The 22,249-nt window shown below is 44.5% G+C and carries 24 protein-coding genes and 2 tRNA genes; 13 read left to right on the top strand and 13 right to left on the bottom strand.

All coding sequences use genetic code 11. The annotated features are described in order from the left end of the window. Positions 1 to 7: 7 nt before the first annotated feature. The gene (locus J4N42_RS06745; protein WP_252030659.1) at positions 8 to 193 is read right to left on the bottom strand and encodes a hypothetical protein; all 186 of its coding nucleotides are present in this window, start codon (positions 191 to 193) and stop codon (positions 8 to 10) included. A gap of 218 nt (positions 194 to 411) precedes the next feature. On the opposite strand from J4N42_RS06745, the gene J4N42_RS06750 reads away from it, so the two are divergent. After that, positions 412 to 1,104 (top strand): DUF2726 domain-containing protein, encoded by a 693-nt coding sequence (locus tag J4N42_RS06750; protein WP_252030660.1) that lies wholly within the window; start codon positions 412 to 414, stop codon positions 1,102 to 1,104. Between the two features lie 29 nt (positions 1,105 to 1,133). Here the strand turns inward: J4N42_RS06750 and J4N42_RS06755 are convergent, their stop codons facing one another. Then, a complete protein-coding gene (locus J4N42_RS06755) occupies positions 1,134 to 2,189 on the bottom strand; it encodes a GGDEF domain-containing protein (RefSeq protein WP_252030661.1) in 1,056 nt (351 codons plus the stop codon). Positions 2,190 to 2,453: 264 nt separating this feature from the next. Between J4N42_RS06755 and J4N42_RS06760 the strand changes: the two genes are divergently transcribed. The 6 genes from J4N42_RS06760 to J4N42_RS06785 all read left to right on the top strand — a co-directional run bounded on the left by J4N42_RS06760 (position 2,454) and on the right by J4N42_RS06785 (position 7,143). After that, positions 2,454 to 2,530: transfer RNA gene (locus J4N42_RS06760), tRNA-Val, on the top strand. A 33-nt stretch (positions 2,531 to 2,563) separates the two neighbouring features. After that, a tRNA-Val gene (locus tag J4N42_RS06765) sits at positions 2,564 to 2,640 on the top strand. A 572-nt stretch (positions 2,641 to 3,212) separates the two neighbouring features. Next, positions 3,213 to 3,890 carry a helix-turn-helix transcriptional regulator gene (locus J4N42_RS06770; protein ID WP_252030662.1) on the top strand — a complete coding sequence of 226 codons (678 nt, stop codon included), beginning with the start codon at positions 3,213 to 3,215 and terminating at the stop codon, positions 3,888 to 3,890. A gap of 22 nt (positions 3,891 to 3,912) precedes the next feature. Further along, positions 3,913 to 4,296 carry a RidA family protein gene (locus tag J4N42_RS06775; RefSeq protein WP_252030663.1) on the top strand — a complete coding sequence of 128 codons (384 nt, stop codon included), beginning with the start codon at positions 3,913 to 3,915 and terminating at the stop codon, positions 4,294 to 4,296. Between the two features lie 40 nt (positions 4,297 to 4,336). Beyond that, positions 4,337 to 5,743, top strand: coding sequence for a cation:dicarboxylate symporter family transporter (locus J4N42_RS06780; protein WP_252030664.1), 1,407 nt, complete (start codon positions 4,337 to 4,339; stop codon positions 5,741 to 5,743). Positions 5,744 to 5,820: 77 nt separating this feature from the next. Continuing rightward, a complete protein-coding gene (locus J4N42_RS06785; RefSeq protein ID WP_252030665.1) occupies positions 5,821 to 7,143 on the top strand; it encodes a CoA-disulfide reductase in 1,323 nt (440 codons plus the stop codon). Between the two features lie 84 nt (positions 7,144 to 7,227). On the opposite strand, the gene J4N42_RS06790 is transcribed toward J4N42_RS06785, so the two are convergent. Together J4N42_RS06790 and J4N42_RS06795 are read right to left on the bottom strand one after the other, a co-directional pair. Continuing rightward, the gene (locus J4N42_RS06790) at positions 7,228 to 7,797 is read right to left on the bottom strand and encodes a DUF1415 domain-containing protein (RefSeq protein ID WP_252030666.1); all 570 of its coding nucleotides are present in this window, start codon (positions 7,795 to 7,797) and stop codon (positions 7,228 to 7,230) included. 94 nt (positions 7,798 to 7,891) lie between these two features. Continuing rightward, entirely contained in the window at positions 7,892 to 9,112 is a 1,221-nt protein-coding gene (locus J4N42_RS06795) for an MFS transporter (protein WP_252030668.1), read from the bottom strand. A 128-nt stretch (positions 9,113 to 9,240) separates the two neighbouring features. Between J4N42_RS06795 and J4N42_RS06800 the strand changes: the two genes are divergently transcribed. After that, positions 9,241 to 10,110 carry a LysR family transcriptional regulator gene (locus J4N42_RS06800; protein ID WP_252030669.1) on the top strand — a complete coding sequence of 290 codons (870 nt, stop codon included), beginning with the start codon at positions 9,241 to 9,243 and terminating at the stop codon, positions 10,108 to 10,110. Between the two features lie 17 nt (positions 10,111 to 10,127). On the opposite strand, the gene J4N42_RS06805 is transcribed toward J4N42_RS06800, so the two are convergent. Further along, positions 10,128 to 10,628 (bottom strand): outer membrane beta-barrel protein, encoded by a 501-nt coding sequence (locus tag J4N42_RS06805; RefSeq protein ID WP_252030670.1) that lies wholly within the window; start codon positions 10,626 to 10,628, stop codon positions 10,128 to 10,130. A gap of 85 nt (positions 10,629 to 10,713) precedes the next feature. Beyond that, on the bottom strand, positions 10,714 to 10,941 hold the full coding sequence (locus J4N42_RS06810) for a glutaredoxin family protein (RefSeq protein WP_252030671.1): 228 nt from the start codon (positions 10,939 to 10,941) through the stop codon (positions 10,714 to 10,716). 173 nt (positions 10,942 to 11,114) lie between these two features. On the opposite strand from J4N42_RS06810, the gene J4N42_RS06815 reads away from it, so the two are divergent. Genes J4N42_RS06815 through J4N42_RS06825 form a run of 3 tightly spaced genes read left to right on the top strand, consistent with a single transcriptional unit; the run spans position 11,115 to position 12,899 of the window. Beyond that, a complete protein-coding gene (locus tag J4N42_RS06815) occupies positions 11,115 to 11,615 on the top strand; it encodes a YgjP-like metallopeptidase domain-containing protein (RefSeq protein WP_252030672.1) in 501 nt (166 codons plus the stop codon). Positions 11,616 to 11,637: 22 nt separating this feature from the next. After that, the gene (gene rlmF, locus J4N42_RS06820; RefSeq protein ID WP_503034761.1) at positions 11,638 to 12,687 is read left to right on the top strand and encodes a 23S rRNA (adenine(1618)-N(6))-methyltransferase RlmF; all 1,050 of its coding nucleotides are present in this window, start codon (positions 11,638 to 11,640) and stop codon (positions 12,685 to 12,687) included. Between the two features lie 32 nt (positions 12,688 to 12,719). Beyond that, on the top strand, positions 12,720 to 12,899 hold the full coding sequence (locus J4N42_RS06825) for a hypothetical protein (protein ID WP_252030673.1): 180 nt from the start codon (positions 12,720 to 12,722) through the stop codon (positions 12,897 to 12,899). A gap of 17 nt (positions 12,900 to 12,916) precedes the next feature. Here the strand turns inward: J4N42_RS06825 and pilW are convergent, their stop codons facing one another. Both pilW and metA read right to left on the bottom strand, forming a co-directional pair. Then, complete coding sequence (gene pilW, locus J4N42_RS06830) at positions 12,917 to 13,639, bottom strand: type IV pilus biogenesis/stability protein PilW (protein ID WP_252030674.1); 723 nt, start codon at positions 13,637 to 13,639, stop codon at positions 12,917 to 12,919. Positions 13,640 to 13,835: 196 nt separating this feature from the next. Further along, positions 13,836 to 14,777 carry a homoserine O-acetyltransferase MetA gene (metA, locus tag J4N42_RS06835; RefSeq protein WP_252030675.1) on the bottom strand — a complete coding sequence of 314 codons (942 nt, stop codon included), beginning with the start codon at positions 14,775 to 14,777 and terminating at the stop codon, positions 13,836 to 13,838. Between the two features lie 115 nt (positions 14,778 to 14,892). Between metA and J4N42_RS06840 the strand changes: the two genes are divergently transcribed. Then, entirely contained in the window at positions 14,893 to 15,288 is a 396-nt protein-coding gene (locus J4N42_RS06840; RefSeq protein WP_252030676.1) for an ATP-binding protein, read from the top strand. Continuing rightward, positions 15,264 to 15,701: a DUF3859 domain-containing protein gene (locus tag J4N42_RS06845; RefSeq protein WP_252030677.1), complete on the top strand. Its 438-nt coding sequence runs from the start codon at positions 15,264 to 15,266 to the stop codon at positions 15,699 to 15,701. The genes J4N42_RS06840 and J4N42_RS06845 overlap by 25 nt, the downstream gene beginning before the upstream one ends. Here J4N42_RS06845 and J4N42_RS06850 read toward each other — a convergent pair. The 5 genes from J4N42_RS06850 to J4N42_RS06870 form a co-directional block, all read right to left on the bottom strand. Then, entirely contained in the window at positions 15,698 to 17,212 is a 1,515-nt protein-coding gene (locus J4N42_RS06850) for an EAL domain-containing protein (protein WP_252030678.1), read from the bottom strand. The two genes, J4N42_RS06845 and J4N42_RS06850, sit on opposite strands and share 4 nt — an antisense overlap. A 158-nt stretch (positions 17,213 to 17,370) precedes the next feature. Beyond that, complete coding sequence (locus J4N42_RS06855; RefSeq protein WP_252030679.1) at positions 17,371 to 18,501, bottom strand: ABC transporter permease; 1,131 nt, start codon at positions 18,499 to 18,501, stop codon at positions 17,371 to 17,373. Beyond that, entirely contained in the window at positions 18,498 to 19,736 is a 1,239-nt protein-coding gene (locus J4N42_RS06860; protein WP_503034744.1) for an ABC transporter permease, read from the bottom strand. The genes J4N42_RS06855 and J4N42_RS06860 overlap by 4 nt, the downstream gene beginning before the upstream one ends. 3 nt (positions 19,737 to 19,739) lie before the next feature. After that, positions 19,740 to 20,717, bottom strand: a complete 978-nt coding sequence (locus tag J4N42_RS06865) for an HlyD family secretion protein (RefSeq protein WP_252030680.1) — start codon at positions 20,715 to 20,717, stop codon at positions 19,740 to 19,742. A 45-nt stretch (positions 20,718 to 20,762) separates the two neighbouring features. Further along, entirely contained in the window at positions 20,763 to 22,139 is a 1,377-nt protein-coding gene (locus J4N42_RS06870) for a TolC family protein (RefSeq protein WP_252030681.1), read from the bottom strand. Positions 22,140 to 22,249 lie beyond the last annotated feature (110 nt).

Consider the following 22,249-nt stretch of genomic DNA (forward strand, 5'->3'; position numbering starts at 1 on the left):
GTCTAGGCTACTTACTTGCCGCTCTAAGCAACGCAATCAGTTCGCTTTCCGTTTTGGGCTCCCGTGCTAGCTCGAGTTTTGGTGAAGAGCCACCTTTGAGTACATATGCGTCAGTGCCACAATGATCGTAGTGATACCAGTAGCCATCGACACATACATCGGTGTAACAGCGTGGATCTTGTTTTAATTCCATTTTACAGCTCCTTGTTTTTTACACTTGTGTAACAGTTACGACACTAAATCATCACTCTCGGCTGGAAAATGATCTAAATCAATAAAGATTCTATTCAACGGATGCGATTTGGATAAATTCAGAGCGCTTATCTCTCATAAACTCAATCAGAGATAGCAAAAACCTCGAACTTCATATATTAATTAGTAAGTTATCTAGCATTGAGAATTCGAGACTAAATGGAAAACATTTTCATCATTGTTGTATTGCTGGTCGTGTTTTTTTTCTTCGTTCAAAAACGGCTCATCAAGACGGAAACGTATAAAGACTGCAAATACAAACGCAAAGGTGCTTTGCTTAACTCACAAGAAACGGCGTTTCTCAATGCATTGAAAACGGCGGTGGGGGAGCACGGTGTTGTGTTGGCAAAAGTGAATATGGCCAATGTAATTGCACCTGTTGCAACCAACAAAAAACAGTGGTTTGTGGCAAATTCAAAAATAGCCAAAAGTTACTTTGATTTTTTAATTTGTGACCCTCGCTCGTTAGAGCCTAGAGTGGCGATTGAATTGGACAATGGTAAAGAACTAGACAAAGGCAAAATGGAACGCCAGAAATTGCTGATGCACGTTTGTAAGTCGTCGAATGTCCCTCTCATTGGTGCGTCGATCAAACACAGCTATCAAGTAGGTCGTTTAAGACGTTTGCTGGCGGCACACATTGATTTGATAGAGCCAGATAAAGAAGTTCGTTTCTGTAAAAAATGTGGCAGCCCGATGGTGATCAAGATTGCTAGTCAAGGCGAGTTCAAAGGTCGACGTTTCTTCACTTGTAGCCGTCAGCCTCAATGTACTTACACCGAAAACTACAACGTTGTATTTGATGAACCGGAACCAGAAAATCCAAACCCAAATCAAATTGATTGGTCTTGAATGAAAAAAGCTCGCTATTGCGAGCTTTTTTATTGAGCGGATTGTGTTTGTTCTTTCAATGGCTTACTCAGCTGAGAGGCGCAAACCATAACCTGATTTCGCCCGTTCTGTTTGGCTCGATAAAGCTCACTATCTGCCTTAAGTAACACATCCTCAAGCTCTGTGATGCCATCACAGGCACACACGCCGATACTCACTGTCAGATTGATGGCTTGTGAGCCATGATGAAACTGATTAACGGAGACTTCATGTCGAATTGCTTCAGCAACCGCTTCAGCTTGTTTGAGATCAGTGTGCTGTAATGTGATACAAAACTCTTCTCCACCGATACGGAAAACTTGAGATTCTCCAACAAACTTTTGTAACAGTAAGGCTGTTTCGATAAGTACCTTGTCTCCAACAGAGTGGCCAAATTGGTCGTTTACTTGCTTAAAGAAGTCGATATCTAGAATCAACAAGCACAGCGGGGCGCTTTCTTTACGTTGAAGAACGGGAAATTGATAAGTGAGGGCCAATCGGTTGTACGTATTGGTTAATACATCCTTAGAAGCCAGAACCCCTAGGCTGACTTCCGCTTTCTTCCTGTTGGACTCAAAGATATGAGAAACCACCCAAATACTGAGGTAGCAAAATAGCAAGTTCAGGATAAGTGGAGTACCAATGAAACTTGTACCAAGTTGGATTTTGTATAGCACCACAGCTATCTGAATGATCGCCATAAAACCTGTCGCGAGCAGGCCGTTCTTCTTACCTAACAGTAAATAAAAGAAGATGGGGAAGAAACAGGTCCAAATAAATAGTCCACTTTCTAATGGGCGATTTAGTGTGCCGCCTAACACAATGACGGCCAAAAAGGCGACAAAGAGAATTATCGAAAGGTAATTGTGAGCCCGTTTTTTAGCTGCGGAGTATAACCAAAATGAGTAGACCGCAAACAAGGCTTCAGAGATCACAAGGAACCAGCCTGTCCCAACTGCGTAGTTGTACACAGCAAAACCGCTGGCGATAAAGCCAAGTGTAATACTGATCCAAGTTAGGATCGCTGCTCGCAACTTATGTGAGTTGCTCAGTACGTCTAAGTCCATGACTCAAGTTCGGTTAGGAAGCCTGTTTCCGTAAAGCGATTGGTAAAGTGCATACTAATCCAATTTGCATAATAAGCAATATAAAAGTGGAATCAAAATCACGTTTGTTTATGTTTTGTTCCGACAATGTAGGATCGATCAAATCAGTTTTGGGTTAAAAGTTCATCGCTTTGTCTATATCAACGCCAAACAGTTCAAAAATAGAGAATTTGCACTTGCGCCAGCAAAGAAGTCTCGCTAATATCGCCTCCGTTCCAAAGGAATGCGTCCGTAGCTCAGTTGGTTAGAGCACCACCTTGACATGGTGGGGGTCGGTGATTCGAGTTCACTCGGACGCACCATTCCTTACTGCTTTTAAAGCAGTGACAAAATTTGGGTCCGTAGCTCAGTTGGTTAGAGTACTACCTTGACATGGTAGGGGTCGGCGATTCGAGTTCGCCCGGACCCACCAAATTTAGTTCTTCGTGAACAATCAAAAAAGCCCGCTTATCGCGGGCTTTTTTGTATCTATTCATTCTCTATCGTGACAAACAGCTGCACCTAACAACTTCATCAGCCTCCACCGATAAGCGATGACATTCAAGTCTTAAAAACTTTACCTGTAGATTATTCCACCCCCAACAATCATTACTTTGTGATTCGGTGGTTTACTTCATTCCCAATATTTCTTAGTGCTAGCGAGCGAAATGTTCGTCTTTTCTCAAGACTCATCGTCTTACCATTGCGTTTACAAATTTCAACCGATTTTGGTGGGCGACTTTTTTGAACTTACAGCACATTTTTGTCATAAATTTTATTGATTGTTACAAAATGTAAACTGAGATCTTGGTTTTAAATCCATATTAAAATAGTGGTTAAAAGGTGCTGGAAATCTCATTTTGTACCACTTAAGGGGTGGTTTGTGGTTGTTTTTTGCCCGATATTGGCGGTTTAGGGTAGTTAACAATAGTTTACTGAATATTGTTTTAATACTTAAGGGGTAGTAATCTGAGTTCGTTAAGTAAACTTTTGTAAACGAAGATTATGAACCTAAAACAAGTCACTTTTTCGCAGCAAGACAGAGAACTTCTCGATAACTATTTTCGTATCGCAGACACCATTGCGGATCTGATTGGCCCACATTGTGAGGTGGTGATTCACTCGTTTGAAAGCTTTGAACAGTCGGTCGTGAAGATAGTGAATGGCCACCACACCGGCAGGGCAATTGGATCTCCAATCACCGATCTCGGTTTAAAAATGTGGAGCAACTATGAGAAGACAGGTGAAGTGTCGCCAAAGAGCTACTTTACCAACAGTAGCGATGGCTCTTTGCTCAAATCGACAACATGTATTCTTGCCGGCGCAGACAACAAAGCCATAGGCATGCTGTGTATCAACATGAACTTGTCTTTCCCATTCCCTGAAATTGTAAAAACGCTCATGCCAGATGTGTCGGTAGCGACATCTGTTGTGAATGAAAACTTCAGCACTAACGCGAGCGATGTCATTAATCAGGCTTTAACTAGTGCGATAGACGACATAGAAAAAGACGACTCGGTGAATACAAAAAGCCGAAATAAAGCGATCACAAAGCGTCTATATGACAACGGTGTTTTTGAATTGAAAGAGACCACGACACTTGTCTCTGAAAGGCTCGGCATTACTCGCCAAGCTGTCTACAAATTTCTACGCGAGTTCAAAGCTGAATTCGCGACCAACTAATTTTTTAAAATAGGGTGAAACAATGAAACAAAAAATCGATACCAAAGCAGCTCCAGAAGCCATCGGACCATATTCTCAAGGCATGATCTTCTCGGATTTGGTGTTTACCTCGGGTCAGTTACCGTTAGTACCTGAAACGATGGAGTTTGTACAAGGTGGGATCACGGAACAAGCAAGACAATCACTAGAAAACTTAAAAGCCGTTCTAGAAGAAAGTGGCGCGGGAATCGATACAGTGATTAAAACGACTTGTTTCCTGTCAGACATGGAAAACTTTGCAGCATTTAACGCGGTGTATGCCGATGTGTTCGGAACGGAAAATGCGCCTGCTCGTTCATGTGTAGAAGCAGCCAGATTACCAAAAGATGCATTGGTTGAAGTTGAAGCCATTGCGTACAAAAAATAACAATTTTCAGAATTTAAATGGGTATCAATAGGAGATTCTCATGAGCTTGTCATTCATTGGATTAAGCGTACTGTTTTTCGGGTTCTATGCGATATTAGCGAACTTCAAAAAACAAAAGAAAACCTTTAACTTCCGAGTGCTTAGCGCTCTTGCTGCCGGCTTGATGTTTGGTGGTGCGATTCAACTTGTATTTGGTGTGGGTAACGAAGCAACAGCAGGTTTTGCTGAACTGATTTCTGTGTTCGGTAAAGGCTACATCAAACTGCTACAAATGATCGTAATCCCACTAGTATTCGTGGCGATGATCTCGTCGATCATGAATGTAGAAGGTGGCGGTGCACTATCACGTATCGCGCCAAAAATCATCGGTATTCTACTTTTCACTTGTGCAATCTCAGCAGCTGTTGGTATCGCAAGTATTTACCTATTCGGTATCGATGCGAACGCGCTAGTCAGCACAATTGGTACTAACAGTGCGATTGAAGCACGTGGCGATTCATTGGTAGCAACTCAAGATGCAATGGCAAGCAGTGGCTTGTCTGGAATGGCACTATCAATCATCCCAACCAACATCTTTGACATGCTAACGGGCTCTCAACGTACTTCGACACTATCGACTGTATTGTTTGGTATGTTCCTTGGCTACTGTATCCTGCAAGTGAAAAACCGTAAGCCAGAGAAAGTGCAAAACTTCGTTGATTTCATCAATGCAGCTAAAGAAGTCGTACTTTCAATGGTACGTGAGATTCTTAAGCTGACGCCTTACGGTGTATTCGCTCTGATGACTACGTTCATGATGACCAACGATTTATTCGCTCTAGCAGAAATGGGTCGTTTCCTACTAGCAAGCTATGTGGCGATCGGTGTAATGTTCGCTATCCACTTCGTGATGGTGTCTATGTTCGGTCTGTCTCCAGCGAAGTTCATGAAGAAAATCTGGCCAGTGTTAGTATTCGGCTTCGGTTCTCGCTCTAGTATGGCGGCTATCCCACTAAACGTTGAAACTCAAACTCAACGTCTAGGTGTGGACGAAGAAACAGCAAACATGTCAGCAACATTCGGTACCAGTATCGGTCAGAATGGTTGTGCGGGTATCTACCCAGCAATGCTAGCAATTATGGCGGCTCAAGTGATGGGTATGCCAGTAGATTTAGGTTTCATCATTCAGTTGATTGCCGTTATCGCGATTGCTTCATTCGGTATCGCTGGTGTTGGTGGTGGTGCAACGTTCGCAGCAGTAGCGGTACTGACCATCATGGGCCTAGACATTACGGTTGTTGCGATTCTGGTTTCTATCGAAGCTCTGATTGACATGGCTCGTACCGCGCTTAACATCTCAGGCTCGATGTTGTCAGGTGTGTTAACCGCGAAGAAGAATGGCTCACTAAATGCAGAGCAATACAACGCTGATGTTGCAGAAACAGTATCAAAAGAAGCGGCTGTATAATTTCCAAACTTAATAAAGAGCACCCAATGCGGGTGCTCTCTCGTTTTTCCTGAGTTCAGGTTATTTAGGTAATAAATATGAAAGTTGTTGTCGTAGGCGGAAGCGCTGCAGGTATGAGTTTCGCAGCAAAATACAAACGTAATCAGCCATCGGATGAAGTGATTGTGCTGGATAAGCGTGATTACATTTCATTCGGTGCATGTGGTTTACCTTACTTTGCTGGTGGCATGTTCGATGACACCGAGCGCATGATCTCTCGCACGCCAGAACAAGCAATGAAATCAGGTTTGGATGTGCGTATCGAAACTGAAATGGTGGCACTAGACCGCGCTAAAAAGCAGATCACCGTTTGCCAGAAAGGCGAAGAGAGTAGTATCGACTACGATATGTTGGTGATCGCCACAGGTGCGCGTCCAATCGTTCCTTCATTCGGCGAGTTCAACCCAGAGCGTGTGTACACGCTAACCAGCATGGAAGATGGCTTGGCAGTAAAAGAAGCGCTTAAGGACAGCAACAACCAACGCGTATGTGTGATTGGCGGTGGCTTTATTGGCCTTGAAGTGTTCGATGCAGCGCATGAGCTAGACAAGCATGTGACTATCATTGAGCGCGAACAGCATGTAATGAGCCGCCAGTTCAGCCCTGAGATGATCGAAGTGGTCGAAGGTGCGATTCGTGAGTCAGGTGCTGAGTTAAAAACGGGTACCAGCGTATCGGCTATCCGCGACGCAGAGCAGGGTGGCTATATCGTAGAGACGGATAACGGTACAGTTGAAGCCGATGTGGTGATCATGTCACTTGGTTTCAAACCAAATACAGAGGCTTTCGAGTTACCAAAAGCCGCTAACGGCGCTCTACTCGTCGATGAGTTTGGTGCTACGGAAGATGCACACATATTTGCTGTTGGCGACTGTGCTGTTGTCCATCATTTAGCGCTTGGCAAATCGGTTTACGTTCCATTAGCAACGACCGCAAACAAACAAGCACGTATGATGGCTGACAAACTTGCAGGCAAAGACACGTACATGAGTGGCTTTCTAGGTTCATCGTGCCTGAAAGTTCTGGATTATGAATTAGCGTGCACGGGCGTCAATGAGCTTCTGGCAAAAGAGCACAATTTGGACGTCAAAGCTTCTACCATTTCTGATAAAAACCAAACCGATTACTACCCAGGCCAAGAAGACATCAAAGTGAAACTGGTTTATCACCCAGAAACTAAGGTGTTACTTGGTGGTGAAATCGTCGGTAAGAAGGGGGCAGTAGGCAGAATCAACGCCCTTGCAGTTGCTATCACTGCGAAGATGACCACACAGCAGCTAGGTTATATGGACTTTTGCTACGCGCCACCATTTGCGCGTACATGGGACGCCCTGAACGTGGCAGGCAACGTAGCAAAATAAGCATGTTGTCATTACTAAAAAGCCAACCGTAAAGGTTGGCTTTTTTGCATCTGGATTCTGGCAATACGCTTCGCATGCAAACGACTAACGAAACAAATAGGGGAAAAGTTTTCTTTGTTCTTCAGCGGTTAGAGATTCAACTCGAGCGATATTGGTATCTGGAATGGCTTCAGGATTCGGGTAGTGCTTAAGCACCTTTTCCATACTTTCTTCACGAATCAAGTGGAAGACAGGATAAGGAGAGCGATTGGTTAAGTTTTCCGCATCTTCTGGCTCTGTGCCCCCAAAACAGTAGTCGGGGTGAAAAGTTGCAAGTTGATAAACACCTTCCCAGTTTTGCTGCTTAATCAGTGCTTCTACCCAATCTATAAAAAGATTGTAGTCGTAAAAGTCAGCGAGCATATTAGGTGAAACCACCAATGTGGTCTCGAGTTGCTCTGCGGTGTGTTGTTCTAGATTGAGCAATTCGTTCAGTATGTCTTCCAGCAACTGTTCTTCAGTGACGGCGTCACTCACAAAGATCTTTATCTGTTTGTTACGTTGTGGCTTGGCGGCAAACGGGCATAGGTTCAGGCCGATCACAACATCGTTCAGCCATTGATTGACTTGTGATGCGATTTCATCGTTGTTAGGTGTTGAGCTTTCAGTAGCCATGGTTTTATCTGGTGCTATTGCTTTTGTATGTGCGGGCAAGAATAGCAGAATCCTGTGACGAATGATGACTCTTTATTAGCTGTATTCACCTACATTACTTACACATTTGAATGTCTATGGTCTCGACTTCTGCTTTGTCCCTTTGCTCAATTCTAGACAATACGTAACAGAGTACGAATATTATCGCATACAGAATCAAACCACCGGCTACAACCGCAGGCCATTGGCCGTGTTGCCAACAATAAATCAAGAAGAACCCTCCTAGGCTTCCCCCAGTGTAGTAGTGAACCAAGTAAAGCGCCGTTGCTGTTGCTTTAGCGTGTGTGGCGTTTTGGCTAACCCAAGCATAGGCAAGAGTATGAGTGAAAAATGCGCCAAAACTTATCAGTGCCAGCCCAATTAACATGAATGGAATAGAGTCGACCAGTGCAACCAACATTCCTAGCATGCTGATGATGGTACCTGTGACCATACCTGAAATTGGGTTTTTACGTTGTGTCCAATTTCCGGTTAGTTTAGAACTAACGGTTCCAGCTAAATAACAAACAAAGATCAATGACGCTAGGCCAATAGGCAGGTTGTGTGGCTCACTCACTAATCTAAAGCCCATCACCGAATACAGGTTTACAAACAATGCGAAATTCACACCACCAATGAGCATTGCAGTCCAGATGGTTTTGTTCTTAATGTGTTTGATTAGAGCACGGTTATGGTGGAAAAAAAGGCCTCGTTGAGGGGTGAAGTTTTTCTGCGCAGGCAACATATAGTTGACCAACAGCGCGCAAACTAGGGTAAACACAGCCATAGATGCAACGGCAACTTCCCAGCCATAGGCATCGGTGAGTATGCCCCCAGCGATACGTCCAGCTATTCCACCCAATGAATTCGCCGCAATATAACCTCCAATGGCTCGCGCGAATGCTTTAGCGTCCAGTTCTTCCACCATATAGGCGACCGCAACTGAAGCAAACGCTGCTATGGCAATGCCCATTAATGCCCTTGCCGCAACAAGCAACCACAACTGTTGGGTTATTAACATTAAACCGCCTACTATTGGCATTGCAAACAAGCCGATTAACATGACTTTTCGACGACCAAACGATTCTGAACCTACTGCCCATGGAACTAAGCACAGGGCGAGCGCAAGAGTAGATGCGGCGAGAAGCCAGTTAATTTGGGTTTCGGACACAGTAAAATGCTGTGCCATAAATGGCAGCATTGGCTGGAACAGGTATAAGTTACAGAAAACCAGAAAGGAGCCGAGTGCCAGACTCCATGTGACTTTCTTATACTCAATACTGCCATATTCAATCATGTTGCTTCTTCTTATCGTGTGACTGCGTATTTGTAGCCGCAGATGGTGGGGATGTGATCAAATTATCAGTTGCCTCCTGATTAATGAAATATATTGAAAATATCAACCTCATATATTTTGTTAATGGCATGGATATACGTCAATTAAAGCATTTTGTAGCTGTCGCGGAACACGGTCATTTCACAATGGCAGCGAAGTCGTTGAATATCGCCCAGCCTGCATTGAGTATCTCGATTAAGAAGTTTGAGCAGCAACTTGGTGTTCAACTGTTTAAACGTTGTGAGCGACATATAGAACTTACGTCAGAGGGAGAGGTTTTATACCCTCACGCAAAGCGCATACTTCAGCAGATCGATGATGCGAAGCTCGCGATGGACGAGTTAATTGGCCTAGAGAAAGGAGAGGTGAGGCTGGGGGCTCCTAGTATGATGGGGTCGTATTTTTTCCCAGAAATACTAATGGCGTTTAAGACTCATTACCCAAACCTTAAACTTACGCTTATTGACGCGGGTACCCAGTCGATCAGGAAAATGTTATTAGCTGGTGAATTAGACATTGGCGTGATTGTTGACCAAGACATTCCTGATGATCTTGAAGTGGATCATTTGGTGGATGTCGAAATGGTAGGGGTGGTTGGCGAACATCATCCGTTGGCCCAGAATGAATCAATCTCATACGCCGACTTCTTTGCCAATGAATTAGTGATGTTTAAGCCCGGTTACTTTCATAGAGATTTTATCGATAAGGTGTCTTCTGAATATGGATACACACCGAGGTTGTCGTTCGAAACAAACTTAATCCCCATGATTTTGAATATCCTAAAGCGTGAGTTTGCTATTACGGCCTTGCTCAAACTAGTGACAGACAATGAAACTGGTATCGTTGGAATACCGTTTGAAGAGAGAGTAGAGCTTGGTTTGGCATTAGCGTGGCGCAAAGAAGGTTATCAATCCAAAGCCGATAAAACCTTTATCGACTTTGTTAAGCAGTATGTGTGATAGAAAAGGCACGGGAGTTAAAAGCGCAGCCCAATACCAATGTTGAATGCACTTGCGTCACCAAAATCTGCATCGATATTTTTATAGCTCGCGTCAAAGAATACCTTGGTATTAGGGATAGAAGCTTGAAGGCCAACACCGTAGCTCAGGTACATTTCAGAATCACTATCTGGCGCTGTCGACGTCACATTACCTTTAAAGACTGAAGCGCCAACCATCGGGTAAACTCTCAGCCAATTCAGTTTCTCTGGGCGGTAAACGATCCCACCCATTACATCGTAGTAGGAAGCATCTAAAGCACTACTTGAAGAAGAGGCGTAGTCGGCGAGCAAAATCACACCAATCTGTTGACGCCTTTCAAATCGGCTGTAAGTAAAGCCAACACCATCCATTTTTTCGCTTTCAGATGCGTAAGACGCGTCTACTTGGGTATAACCCAGCGATAAGTAATGATCGAAGCTATTTGCCAGTGTGCTCGAAGAGAGTAACGCAGTGGCTAACGCAAGAGTCTTTTTCATGATGTGCCTCGTAACTGTCTGATTCAACGATGGTATATCAAGTGACTCTTAAGTGCACTTCGTTTGGTTATCCAATTGTAAGCGTTTAAGAGCGATAAATTTTATCGAAGTTACCAGGGTTCCAGCCGATCATGACACGATCGCCGATTTTCAACACAGGAACAGAGCGAGCACCTAATGCATCGAGCTCTTTTCGGCCACGTTGCATTTTTGCATTACACAGACGGTACTTAATGCCTTTTGACTCTAAATAGCGTTGTGCATCTTTGCAGTGAGGACATTTATCTTTGACATAAAGAACGACGCGTTTCATATGAGGCTCAATTTATAGGTTATGGCTAAATTATCGCGCGAAGTTTAACGGAAAACGTTGATTGGGAAAAGTATGGGTAAATCACTGGAAGAGCGTTAGGACAATAAACGCTATGATTCAGTAATTCAATTGGGCTAAACTTAGCGCCTTTCTACGCTGCTACGGTGATTTTTATGCACGCATTACTGCGTTACGTTCAAGGCTATCCAGAAAATATCGTCTCCCAAATTGATACATTAATTAGCAGCAACAAGTTGGTACCCTGGTTCGAGGCTCGTTATCCCGAAAATCACACTATCAAAAGTGAGAAGGCGTTATTCGAGTATTCGATTGAGATTAAAAATCGGTACATGAAGAAGACGGCACCGCTGAGTAAAGTGGTGTACGACAACAAAATTCACCTAATCAACAACGCGCTCGGGCTTCATACTTATGTGACAAAAAATCACGGTGGAAAAACCAAGTCTAAAAACGAAATTCGTATCGCAAGTATATTTAAGGAAGCACCAGAGCCACTGCTGCGAATGCTAGTCGTTCACGAGTTAGCTCATATCAAAGAAAAGAACCACGATAAAGCGTTCTATCAACTGTGCTGCCACATGTTACCTGACTATCACCAGTTAGAATTAGACGCACGATTGTTTATGATTTATCAAGAATTAAAAGAGAGATAACAGCTTGTCATCAGCAAAAAGATTGAAAGAGTTTACTAAGAAAAAGCAAGGCTCTAAGCCGCGAGACTTGAACGCTCAGGCTGCTTGTACAAAGGTGACTACCGTTAAGTCCAAAGCTGGCTTACACCCAAAGAATAAACATCATGGTCGTTATGATTTCAAAGCGCTAGTTGCGGTCTCTCCTGAACTCGAATCGTATGTCATAAAGAATCCAAAAGGCGATCAAAGCATCGACTTTTCCGATCCTATTGCAGTTAAGTTGCTCAATAAAGCGCTACTTGCGCTGCATTATGATGTGCAAGAGTGGGATATCCCTCAAGGGTATTTGTGCCCGCCAATTCCTGGTCGTGCAGACTATATTCATCGAGCGGCAGAATTGATCTCTCAAGAGTGCAGTCAAGTAAAACACGCTCTGATACGCGCGCTAGATATTGGTGTCGGTGCTAACTGTATTTATCCGATTGTCGGAGTAACGGATTACGGCTGGCAGTATGTTGGCAGTGATGTGGATCCGGTTTCCGTCGAGAACTCACAGCGCATTGCCGATGCAAACTCCACATTGGCGACCAATATAGACTGTCGTTTGCAATCGGATAGTCGTCATTTTTTCAAAAATGTCATCCGTGAAGGCGAGCATTACGACATCACAACCTGCAATCCACCTTTTCACAAGTCTCTTGAGGAAGCGCAGCAGGGCAGCTTACGTAAGGTGAATAATCTTGCGGCAAATAAGAAAAAACGAGGTCAAAAGGTCGATAGCCGTTCCATGGCTACAAAGGCGGAACTAAACTTTGGCGGCCAAAAAGCAGAGTTGTGGTGCCCTGGCGGCGAAGCGAGCTTTGTTAAAAACATGGCCTTTGAGAGCCGCGAGTTTGCTAAGCAAGTACTTTGGTTTACCACACTTATTTCCAAGAAAGAGAACGTTCGATGGCTGAGGAAAAACCTAGAAAAGGTTGGGGCATCCGAAGTTAGAATTGTCGAAATGAGTCAAGGCCAGAAGAACAGCCGATTTGTTGCTTGGACATTTAAAGATGAAGAAGAGCGACGTGAGTGGTTGAAAATCAAATGCTAAGCTTGTTGTAGGCATGGTAAGAGGGAAGAGTTATGGAGTTTGAAATCTATCTTCCCTGCAACCCAGAATGGGTATGCGACATCCTACTGTATGGCTTTGCGGGTGTGTTTGGCTTGGTGGTATTGGTGGTCGTGGCGTATATCATTCGTGAATACCGTGTGATTCACCGAGTGCGTGTTGTTCGTCGCCGAAAGCGAACGCGCCGAAAATAGGTCAACACGCCCTTGTATCAACTCACTTCCATCATTTGATCGAGTTGGTTTTGGTATTTTATCTGCAGTGATTTGTTACCTGCCGCTTTCTCTAATTGTATTAACAGCTGAAGTGATGGTTTCTGCAGGCCGTAGCGCTGGTGGATTTGCATCAATTTTATTCTCGCCTCCGTATACTCTCCGGCTTCAATTTCCAACTTTGCCAACTGTAAGATAGAGCGGACACGATTTGGATCGTGGTCGATGGTTCTTGCGAAGTAATATTTGGCTTGGTCTGTCTGGCCAGCTTTCAATGCACAAAAGGCCGCATTTTCATAGCTGGCTGATACTAAGTAGTAATAAGGCTGCTCGATGGCTTTATTAAAGTACTTATCAGCTTGTTGGTATTCGCCTTGTTTACATAGAAAAGTACCGTAATTGTTGAGTATGTTGCCATTCTTTGGGTGCTGACGAAGGGCTTTTCGATAGGTATTTCGTGCTGAATCCAACTCTCCAACTTGTTCGTAGTAGTGAGCCATAGAGAGTTGAGCTCGGTAGTAGGACGGCGCATGTTTTAGCGCAATTTCTAAGCTTTCTCTCGCTTTGAGCATGTTGCCTTGTTCTAAATAACCCAGCCCCAAGGTGATTCGTGATTCAGCCATATCAATTGGATCGGATTTAACTTCTGGTTTCCCATCTTGAGTGACCGTGACACAACCGAACAGGTTCGCAAGTAGAAAGAGGACCGCTGCGCGTTTCATTGGCAACACCTTTATTTGGGTAAGTTCATGATATTTCGCCCAATAATGGCGACAGCTTAGCTAGAAAAACAATGGCTCGCAGAGGGAATGCGATCGAGTTGGCAATAAAAATGGCCGCATACAGCGGCCATGATAAAGAGTCGAGACAGACAACAGATGTTTCCGTTGAGCTTTTGCTTGATAGAAACAGTCGTTGCTATAGATCTTTAGTGAACTTGTCTTCACTGAAGTGTTCGAGATCGTAAGGCGTTTGTTGGTAAACGCAGTAATTCAACCAGTTTGAGAACAGCAAATGTCCATGGCTTCGCCAGCTCGCGCACGGTTTGTTGTCTGGGTTGTTGTTTGGATAATAGTTAATTGGAATAGCAGGCTCCATACCTTCGCCCAAATCTCGAATGTACTCGTTATGTAGAGTCAATGCATCGTATTCTGGGTGGCCAGTTACAAACACGTTTCGTTTGTCTTTAGTCGCTGCCAGATAGACGCCTGCGATGTCCGAGGTGGCTAGAATATCGAGGTCGGTATGCTCTTCTAAAAATTCAGGTGAGAAGTCGGCATATCGAGAGTGCGGAGCAAGGAAAGTATCGTCAAAGCCCCTTAGAACAGGGTGGTATGGGTGATGAATTTGATGGTGATATACGCCTGACAGCTTCTCTTTTCGAGTTCGCTTAGGTAAGTCATAGAGCAACTTAAGGCCGGCTTGCGCCGCCCAACACACATACAAGGTTGAAGTCACATGTTCTTTCGCCCAATTCATGATGGTTTTGAGGTGATCCCAATACATCACATCTTCGAACTGAACTAAGCCTAGTGGAGCACCGGTGATGATCAGGCCATCGAAATTACGGTTTTTAACCATATCGAACTGGCGATAGAAGTTGTCGAGGTGCTCAGTTGGCGTGTTTTTGCTTGGTCGATCATCAATACGTAGTAACTCAACATCCACTTGCAGTGGGCTGTTGGAAAGTAGGCGTAAGAATTGCGTCTCGGTTTCAATCTTCTTAGGCATAAGATTTAGGATCAAAACCTTGAGTGGGCGAATCTCCTGAGTGGAGGCTCGTGACTCGGGCATCACGAAGATATTTTCTTCGCGTAGTACATCGGATGCAGGTAGTTGATCGGGGATCTTAATTGGCACAGCTTTCTCCCTAAGCTTTCTGGACGTCTATACATCCAAACTTAACTCAATAAGATTCAGATGTCGATAGCTATCTTTGATACAATTGAGGCTGTTTTTTCACTCGGTGTTGTTTATGTCATTAACACTGACTCTAATTCGCGGGCTGCCAGGCTCGGGAAAATCTACGTTGGCCAAGACCATGGGTGTTGCTCACTATGAAGCCGATATGTATTTCATTGATGCTGATGGTAACTATGTGTACGACGCCGCAAAAATCTCTCAAGCGCATGATTGGTGCCGTCAACAAACGGAACAAAGCTTACGATCAGGTAATAGCGTGGTAGTGGCCAATACGTTTGTACGGTTATGGGAAATGAAAGCCTATCGTGCGCTAGCCAAGCGCTATCGCGCTGAATTAAAAGTGGTGGAATGTACTGGGCAGTACAGCAACATTCATGGGGTCGCGGAAGAAACCATTAACAAAATGAGAAAGAGGTGGCAAACGTGGCCAAGCGCTCAGCAATCGTAGAAATGACATCCTACGGTGTGTATTCCACTTGGGATTCCAAATCCAAGCATCTACCTAAGATTCAAGAGTTCACCACAGACGTGTATGCGGAAGTGGATGTAGAATTTGGGTTCATCGTTAACATCAAGAAAGCGAAAGGTGCCTTGATACGTTACTGTATTGAACATCCTGGAGTATTAAGTAAGAAAGGGCAGGTGCTGGCCCCGTTTGACGGTGAGGAATATGTTGGCAGTAACGATTGGGATTTCTATCTAGGTGATACGATCCAACTTCTTTGCCCTGAAAATGGTTTGGAATCTAACATTGGTCATTGGCGAATGTCGATAGAGTTAGAGGGCAAAGAAGTTGCAGTAAAAACCTTTAATGTGCTCGCCAAAGACGAAGCACAGTTTTGGAAACATCGCGGGTTTTAATCTAATTTAGAGTCTTTGAACACCTGTTGTAGATCCGCAATGCCCATTGGTTTATAGAAATGATAACCCTGAAGGTATTGAACATCGAAGCCTGCTAGGTACTCGGCTTGCTGGGCGGTTTCTACACCTTCAGCAACAACCTTAACCTGCAGTTTATGCCCAAGTTCAATGATTGTAGTGAGTACTGGTGCATTAACGGTTTCTAAACCAATGGTATCAACAAAGCACTTATCAATTTTTAGATGATCAAACGCTGTGTCTTGCAAGATAGATAAAGACGTATGGCCAGTTCCGAAGTCATCAATAGAGATGATTAGCCCGCTGTCTCGCAGTTCTTTCAGTACGTCTCTACCGAGTTTATCGAGCATCTGCCTTTCTGTTACTTCGATACACAGCTTAATCCCAATGGCCTCAAACTGTTCTTTGTAGTGCGTCAATTCACTTACGCACGTCGAGGTATGTAAATAAGCAGGGGGAACATTGACCCCTAGGTGAATGTCGTTATCAGGCTGGAGGCTAGCAAGGTCGTAGAGTGCATGTTGCAATACATAGTCTGTTAGCGGAATGATCAAGTTTTGTTCTTCAGCGAGAGGAATAAACACATCAGGCCGCACTAATCCTAGCGTTGGGTGATTCCAGCGGATTAACGCTTCGACTCCGCCAATCTTATGGCCTTGGCTAGTGACGATGGGTTGATAGGCTAAGTAAAGCTCACCACGTTTTAGCCCTTTTTTTAAGTCATCGACCAATGAGTCGCGTCGTTTGAGTAGTCGGTTAGCGGCAAAAATCAGCAGGGAAATTAAAAGAGAAACTGGGACGCTGCCTGTTGCTGTGTAAAGCAGCCTAGCGTTGATGTAGTCTTCACTCGCTTCTGCAAGCATCGAAAAGCCATACTTTTTCGAAGTGTGGATATAGTGGTAGGTGTCGGATGTGAAAGTGGTATTCGCTGGGTAAACACGTGGCCCAAACTTTACTTTAACGTAACTGAGCCTGTCGCTTTCAATTCGTCCTAGCCTTTGTAGCAGGAAGTTTCGGTCGACAACAGAGAATGCACCAGAAAAACCATCTCCTTCAATGGTATCAACAATTACTATGGTTCTTTGAGTTGGGTCGCCATTGATATCAAACAAGTACTCGCCAGTTTTAGTCCCTTTTTTGCCGATGAGAAGGGATAAGTCTTGGTCAATTTCACCACGTTTAGACGAACAAATAGCGATCCCATCTCGCACGATGATCATTTCTCGCACTAGGCTTTCAAACAGTAAATCTTCACGGATCAGACCACAGCTATCTGGATGCTGCATTGCTTGTTTGTTTTCGCTGTGGAGTTCTGAAATGATATCGTCAACGCGGGTGCTGTAGGTATTCACAGTAGAGCGCAGGTTTGCTTGTATACCGTCGACGGCAACATAAAAAGAAGCGGGTAAAACGATCAATAACGGAATAATAAACACCGCTAGGAAAGACTTTATTTCAATAGTGAGTGTTGATCTAGAACTGCTGCTTTCCATAGATACCGCGATTTTAATTGCTTTAGTTATTTATTTTATGAATCAATTAATGATAGATGACAATAGTAAACTAAGCATTACAAAAAATGCGACCAACTTCATGATATATAACAGAAGTCTTACAAAGGAGAGGGCAAATCCGGGTGATAGATAAACGATTAAGCGCTCTTTCGAGCGCTTAGTGAATACGTAGCGAGCGACAGCCAGCCGACCGCTTGTAGCCATAGAGTAGAAAACTCTTGGCTGATTTGCTGCCATGATGCCCCCATTTGATTGGTTTTAAGAAAACCTTGAATGGCTGGAGTACTTGGAAATAACTGAGCAAGCCAATTAATGGGAGCTGGGATCATCTCCGTTGGCCATATAAAACCCGCCGAGAAAATGAGCGGCATTGAACTGATTAGGACAATTAGAGTGACGAGCTCTCTTCTCGGGGTAATTTGCCCTAGCCAAATCCCAATCGCACAAGAGCTGAGAAGGAAAGGAAACAAAAGCGCCAACAGTTGGGAAATATTGGCCAGTTGGTTAATACCATGCGAAGTAAAACTTGCGCCAAAATAGTACATGGAGAGCAAAGTATAGATTCCGCAAAACACTAAGCTTCTAATCAAGACAAGTTTGATTGCAGAAAGCTGGCTCCAATACCCAGTACCAAATTTTTGGCTGCCGCCCATTAGTCCAGACGCCATCGCTAGTGTTTGTTGCAATATCAGTACGAACACTGCGGGTACAACGTAATTAACATAACCCATGTTCGGGTTGAACGTTGGTTTCATATTTAAAGAGAATGCAGCGTAATGGTTGGATGCTAAAGAAAGCGGTTCTCCCTCAACTAACAGCTTGGATACTTTTGCTTGCGCGGCGAGCGTCCCACCTGTTTGGGCTAGGCCCTCGACTATTGTTCCATATACCAAGAAATAAGACGCATCACCTGCATACGCCAAAGTAGGGCTCTTACCCAACATCAAATCCTTGTAGAAGTGTTCTGGGATGACTAATAAACCCGTGATGTCCCCGTTTAAAAACGCTTGTTTGGCCGCTTCAATGGAGTGATCTCGCTGTACAACTTTTATTTGCGGTGTCGCATCCACCATACGTTCAAGCTGATAACTCACTTGGCTTTTATCAAGGTTCACCACACTAATCATCTGCTCACGTGGCGTTTGATTGGAGTATGGCAACGGATACAGAAACGAGTAGAAAATCACTCCACCAAATACGGTTAGTAGAACAACTGGATTTGATAGTAGCGCAGCTACTTCCGCTTTTATCGCTTGGACGAGGTTCATGATAGTTCCTCTGGCTGACTGGTTGTTTTTGGCTTTTCGCTCTTTATTGGTTGGCGAGTGTTGAGTTGCTCATTAGTCCAGTGTTTTTTAATCAGTAACACAGTTAGCCATGCGGGTAGGGCGTAGCCCAACATAGGAACGAGATGACTCAACGAAGCTGCGGCGCTAGCTCCGTAACTGACTTGGCTAACTTGTACCTCGATGTAGTGGCTGATAGGCAATAATGCTCGCCAAATCTGCGCTAGGTTATTCATATCTGTCACGGGAAAAGTTATGCCCATGAAGGCGAAACTCGGAGCTGTATAAGCACCGGCAAAACTCATGGCTCGAGCAGCATCAAGTGTGATGAAAAAGAAAAAGCTTCCCATGATCATGCAGGCGATGGTGGTGATGAGTTGAGCAAAAATGAGCGGTGCAAATGTGCCGTTCATCGGCCATTTCATCCCGTAATAGAACCAGCATAAAAAGGCGATGCCCTGCAGAACAAAGAGGGGTACATAGCCCAACAAGGTTCGGCTTACATTAACAACGTAGCGTGAACCTAGCCACTGTGTTAAACCGTAATGCCGATAGTTAGCGCTCAAAATCATGATCGTTGAGACGACAATGACCACTTGCCACAATGCCGGAATGATCGCAGACACCAAGAACTGCGCATAGTTTGAATTTTTATTAAACAATGGTGTGATTTGAGTTCGAACCGGTAGGGCTTGCCCGATGGCACTGAGCGGTGTGGAGTTACCCTTTGCCAGATCTTTTATGGTTTCGATTTGTGCGTTGAATGTCCCTTGTGCTTGCACAATGGCAGAGTTAATCAGCTTACCGATGAGAATGTATTGGCTGTTATAAAACACCGAAACTTGCGGTCGCTGAGCACTAAGAACCTGCTTATCAAACTGGCTTGGAATGATGATATAAGCGTAGATGTCGCCTGAAATTAAGGCATCTTTGGCCTGGCCAACGTCACTATAGTTATTGCTGATCTTAAGCGTTGAGGTGGAATCAATATAAAAGCTAAGCTGCCGAGACATTTGACTGTGGCTTAAATCCACTACGCCCACAGGCAAGTTACGCGCTATACCTTGAGAGAAAATCATCCATATCGATAGGGCTAACACCACTGGGACCCACGTTAAACACGACAGCAACCACTTGTCATGACGTAGCAATGGCGTTTGTGAATGTAGCCATAGCGTTTGTGCGTGGGATGTTGAACGCCGCATCAAAGAGCTCATGATTTACTTCACTTCTACTACTAAGCTCATCCCCATGCGTAGTTTAACGCTTGGGTCTACTGGACGCGCTTCTACTTCAAAGGTTCTAAGATCGAATCCTTGAGAAGAGTCGGTAGAGCGCCAAGTCGCAAAATCACCCATTACCGCAACATGGCTCACTTTAAACTCTAAGTTTCGGTCAAGTGCAGGTAAGTAGGCGTTGAACACGGCATCTTTTTCAAAGTGCTTTAACTGATCTTCTCGAACGTTCAACATTGCCCATGAATCTTGAGTATCGATGACGGTAACCACAGGGAAACCTTGTGGTGCTAGCTCACCGCTTTGCAACAAGACTTGAGATACCTCGCCATCGAACCAGCTTTCGATTTTAGTATCGGCCGCATAGGCTTCGACTTCCGCAACAGCACCAGCGGCCATGCGTGCTTTTTCCGCCGCAGCAGTTTTTGTCTCGCTACGAGCCCCTTCTTTGGCCATTTGATACATCTGGAATGCGGCACTTTCAGTGTATTTGGCTGCCTGCCACTGCGTTTGTGCTTCGTCACGCTTTTGCTCTGCCACCACACCATCGTTGAATAGGTTATTCACACGCAAGTACGTTTTCTCCATTAGTTCAGAGGCCGCTTTTGCTTTTTGCCATTGATCTTTGGCGGCTTGTACTTGTTGGTCACGTGCTCCTTTCTCTGCTTCTTTAGCGAGTGCTCCTGCGGCTTTTTGACCAGCAATGGCTTGAGCGAGTTTGGCATCTATTTCAGGGCTATGTAGTGTGAAGACCAAATCGCCTTTGTGGATTTCATCGCCTTTGCGAACCATGACTTGGTCAATTCGTCCCGGTACTTTGGACGAGATGCTGTATTGCTGTGATTCGATTTGGCCTTGCAGTCGAACTGGTTTTGGTTGGTAGGCTTGAAAAAAACTGAAGCCAACCCATAAAGCAATAGCAAGCGTAGAGACGGCAATAATGGCAGGTTTAACACGGTTCATGAGATATCCCTTAGTTTAGGTCGTTCTTTTGGTTTTATTGTTGGTCTAGTTGCTAATTGCAGTGGATTGATATTGGGTGAAAGTGTCCATCTCGCTAGTTAAGGCGAGAAGCTTTGTCAGTGATAATAGGTAATTGAAGCTCGCTGCGGACTGTTGGGTTTTTATACTGGCCAAATAGAGCTCGGCATCGACCACTTCCAAAGACGTTGATAGCCCTTGGGAGAAGGCTTTTTTACGCAGGGTAAGGTTTTCTTCCGCTAAATTAATGCTAGACAGCAATCCCTTTACTTCTTCCTGTGATTGTTCAGCTTCTAAATAGGTTTTCTGTACCAGCACTTGCAGGTCTTGCTTGGCTTGCTTACGCAGGTACTTCACCTGTGACACTGCGCTGTGCGCCGCCTTAACGTTTTGGCTGCGACCGCTCGATTCGATTAGCGGGATGTTAACGCCAACGCCAACTAGCCAATCAGGCTTCATTTGGCTGGCTAGAGAATCTTCTTCATACAGGCTGTAGTCACCGTATAGGTAGACTTCAGGATAGTATTTGCCTTTTTCTGCTTTGATTAAGCTGCTTGCTTGTTTTTCTTTGGCATCGAGTAAGTCTAACCCAGGGTAAGTCAGTAAGGTTTGATCGACGAATGCACTCAGTGGAGGCAGATTGTCGTTGATGAACAAGGTACCGTTTGGTTGCACTATCTCGCCAGTATTGAGTATTTGCGTCAGTGCTGACTGGGCTATATCCAGCGATTTCTGAGCTTTTTTACGTTCTACAATAGCTTTGTCTAATGATGCCTCTGCCTGCAAGCGTTCGACACGTGCTATCTGACCTTGTTGCTCAAGCTTAACGGCACTATCTCGGTGTTTCGTTAAGCCTTTCTCGACGGCTTGTCGAGTTGAAAGCACATCCTGAGCGAGAAGCACACTGAAGTAATACTTGCTGAGATCTTCAAATCGCGCTTGAGTTTCCATAGCAAGCTGGCTTTTTGCTTCTTCGGTTTTGCCTTCTGCAGCAGATTGAGCTGCGCTAATGCGCCCACCAGTAAAGATCGGCCAGATGGCGCGAATTGAGGAGGTAAAAACATCGCGTTCAGTAATGGTTGAAGTGACATCATTAAATAGCGGTAAGATTGCCGCGCCGATAGGGGAAACATTGCTTAACGAGTCACTAAGTTGCTCGCCAGATAATGTTACGTCTGAGTCGAGGCGCGTGTAGTTGGCACCAATACTTACCGAAGGGAGGTTGAGGTTGTCGGTAGCACTTTGCATATGCTGATAACGTTCAACGTTGGCACGTTGCGCCGCTAATGAGTTGTTGTCTTTTTGTAGGATCTCCCACGCCTGTTCAAAGCTAATAGGAGCGGCGGCAATACTCGAACTAATGAGTAATCCGCAAGTGAGGGTGACAAGAGGGCGAAGCTTCATATGGGTCAAACCTACAAAAAATAAATTAGAGTATATACTCTAATTTATTAATCATCAATTGACGTTGTTTCCCATAAGACAAAAAGTTTAATTGAAGAAAGGTTTAATCA

It is taken from the genome of Vibrio sp. SCSIO 43135, from assembly GCF_023716665.1.
In the GTDB taxonomy this organism is placed as follows: Bacteria; Pseudomonadota; Gammaproteobacteria; order Enterobacterales; family Vibrionaceae; genus Vibrio; species Vibrio paucivorans.

Coding starts and splice junctions, on each gene's coding strand:
- J4N42_RS06745 (WP_252030659.1), bottom strand. CDS start 193: ATGGAATTAAAACAAGATCCACGCTGTTACACCGATGTATGTGTCGAT.
- J4N42_RS06750 (WP_252030660.1), top strand. CDS start 412: ATGGAAAACATTTTCATCATTGTTGTATTGCTGGTCGTGTTTTTTTTC.
- J4N42_RS06755 (WP_252030661.1), bottom strand. CDS start 2,189: ATGGACTTAGACGTACTGAGCAACTCACATAAGTTGCGAGCAGCGATC.
- J4N42_RS06770 (WP_252030662.1), top strand. CDS start 3,213: ATGAACCTAAAACAAGTCACTTTTTCGCAGCAAGACAGAGAACTTCTC.
- J4N42_RS06775 (WP_252030663.1), top strand. CDS start 3,913: ATGAAACAAAAAATCGATACCAAAGCAGCTCCAGAAGCCATCGGACCA.
- J4N42_RS06780 (WP_252030664.1), top strand. CDS start 4,337: ATGAGCTTGTCATTCATTGGATTAAGCGTACTGTTTTTCGGGTTCTAT.
- J4N42_RS06785 (WP_252030665.1), top strand. CDS start 5,821: ATGAAAGTTGTTGTCGTAGGCGGAAGCGCTGCAGGTATGAGTTTCGCA.
- J4N42_RS06790 (WP_252030666.1), bottom strand. CDS start 7,797: ATGGCTACTGAAAGCTCAACACCTAACAACGATGAAATCGCATCACAA.
- J4N42_RS06795 (WP_252030668.1), bottom strand. CDS start 9,112: ATGATTGAATATGGCAGTATTGAGTATAAGAAAGTCACATGGAGTCTG.
- J4N42_RS06800 (WP_252030669.1), top strand. CDS start 9,241: ATGGATATACGTCAATTAAAGCATTTTGTAGCTGTCGCGGAACACGGT.
- J4N42_RS06805 (WP_252030670.1), bottom strand. CDS start 10,628: ATGAAAAAGACTCTTGCGTTAGCCACTGCGTTACTCTCTTCGAGCACA.
- J4N42_RS06810 (WP_252030671.1), bottom strand. CDS start 10,941: ATGAAACGCGTCGTTCTTTATGTCAAAGATAAATGTCCTCACTGCAAA.
- J4N42_RS06815 (WP_252030672.1), top strand. CDS start 11,115: ATGCACGCATTACTGCGTTACGTTCAAGGCTATCCAGAAAATATCGTC.
- J4N42_RS06825 (WP_252030673.1), top strand. CDS start 12,720: ATGGAGTTTGAAATCTATCTTCCCTGCAACCCAGAATGGGTATGCGAC.
- pilW (WP_252030674.1), bottom strand. CDS start 13,639: ATGAAACGCGCAGCGGTCCTCTTTCTACTTGCGAACCTGTTCGGTTGT.
- J4N42_RS06840 (WP_252030676.1), top strand. CDS start 14,893: ATGTCATTAACACTGACTCTAATTCGCGGGCTGCCAGGCTCGGGAAAA.
- J4N42_RS06850 (WP_252030678.1), bottom strand. CDS start 17,212: ATGGAAAGCAGCAGTTCTAGATCAACACTCACTATTGAAATAAAGTCT.
- J4N42_RS06855 (WP_252030679.1), bottom strand. CDS start 18,501: ATGAACCTCGTCCAAGCGATAAAAGCGGAAGTAGCTGCGCTACTATCA.
- J4N42_RS06860 (WP_503034744.1), bottom strand. CDS start 19,736: ATGAGCTCTTTGATGCGGCGTTCAACATCCCACGCACAAACGCTATGG.
- J4N42_RS06865 (WP_252030680.1), bottom strand. CDS start 20,717: ATGAACCGTGTTAAACCTGCCATTATTGCCGTCTCTACGCTTGCTATT.
- J4N42_RS06870 (WP_252030681.1), bottom strand. CDS start 22,139: ATGAAGCTTCGCCCTCTTGTCACCCTCACTTGCGGATTACTCATTAGT.